1 protein-coding gene is annotated in these 1737 nt (G+C 61.0%); it reads right to left on the bottom strand.

The features are described 5' to 3' along the window. Nucleotides 1-177: 177 nt before the first annotated feature. Nucleotides 178-1737, bottom strand: a 1560-nt coding sequence (locus ABD481_RS46315; protein ID WP_344672311.1) for a hypothetical protein, incomplete at its 5' end; no start/stop codon positions are given.

Raw genomic sequence — 1737 nt, forward strand, 5'->3', positions numbered from 1 at the left:
CGGCTGCGAACAGCGGGACGGTGCCGGGCGCGGTGGTGATGACGTCACGACATTGTCGGCAGGCGCAAGGGGCCGGGTGCGAACCTTGCACCCACCTTGCGCCAGCGAGTTCTGAGGCGGAATTGGGCCACCCGGCCTCTGCCCGGCCCGGCCTGGCCTGGCCGATGAACAACCGGATCATCGCCGCTGTAGCTCTATTCTGCATTCCAGTGCGAGAGTCCATCGGATAAATCCTGCCATTCGAGGCTTCGTGACGCCGCATTCCCAATGCCTGATGGACGAGAGTCCCACACCGGCTTGGCGTGCAACCGTAGCTTGTGTTGGCTGCCGGGGGTCGCTCTGGCGAACCTTGCGGAGCGTAACCGCGAATCGTCGCACCTCGAATGCGGCCCGTCCTTCCCCCGGCTTTTGGATCAGCGGCTCATGCAGTTGGTGACCTTGGTCGTCGATGATGACCATGCGAAGCCCTAAACTGTGTGTCCAGGAAATCAGGTGAATCAGTGCGGGGCCCTGCGCGCTGTTCTGGTTTTCCATGTCAATTACGGCGTTGGTCGATAGGTCTAGCAGTTGTGCAAGTCGCGCCTGCGACAGGCCTTCTGTATGACGTCTCGCCACTAAAGCGTTGATGATTTTGGTGATTTCTTGGAGCGCGCCTACTTTGTCTACAGTCGGCAACTGCGAATTCCTGTCGATGCCAGGTCGCCGCGTTACATGTAAGGGTTTGCCCACAAGTCGCCATTTGCGTGCGGTAATAGCTGAAACCTGGAGACACTCGGCAACCATGCAGTCGAGCTCTCCGAGTGGGTATTCGGACCCCAGCTTGTGGAGTGCGGTGGCCAGCGCCCGACCTTCAGGTGTGTGGATAGAGAGTCCTCTACTGGTGCGTGGCACGCACCGGTAGAGTTGTTTCAGGCTGTGAATTTGTTCCGCGCTGAGCATGGGGACTCCGGGGGATGGATTCGGGTCCAGGTCTGTAGGGAGTGGGCGGTGGCTGCACGCGAGTAGAAGTTTTGCTTTACCCTCGCTGATATCGAGGGCTTCGGCGATCAGGCGGCTCGGATTTTTGTCCCGCCGGAAGATCCGACGCCTGTCAGCCTCCAGAACCGAGAGCATTGCCCGCAGTAACGTGCCTTCGATACAGGTGATACTGCGGTCGCCCCGATAGGTCAGGGGTATCATTTCGTAGGCTTCTCGCAGGGCGGCTGCTTCAGAGGTGTTCAGCCCGGCAGGAGGTTGTCCGGCTCTACTGGCGAGGGCCAGCCATGCCGCGACTGTGCGAGGGCTGGCATAGACTGTTTCGGCAACGGATTGATGGAATGCCTGCGAGGTGATGAGCGGGCTCTGTGCCTTCAGAGTCGCAAGCCGGGCCAGGAATGATGCCCCCTCCCTGCTGGTGGTGATGCGGCGCCCACTATGTGTCCGTGGGATGGCTTTGTAGGCTCTGCGGATTTCGTCAAGCTGGCCGGGGGTGAGCGTGGTCCGGTCAGCATTAGGCGCTGGCAGTTGTTGGTCTTGCCAGGTACGGCTGCCCCAGCACCGCACTGTCTGCTCGTCGACGCCTAGCAGTGTGGCGACTGCTCGTGCAGTGGTTGCACGGCCGAGATCGGCGTCCAGCACTGTAATCATCGCGGTGAGGATGCGTGCATGTACGGGGTGCGTTTTGGCGGTGGCGCCGACGGGGTGTGTGGCCTTGTAGGCGGCGTGCAGGTCAGTAGCTTGCTGTGGAGTTAGGGCAGG

Source organism: Catenulispora yoronensis (assembly GCF_039531695.1).
Lineage (GTDB): Bacteria > Actinomycetota > Actinomycetes > Streptomycetales > Catenulisporaceae > Catenulispora > Catenulispora yoronensis.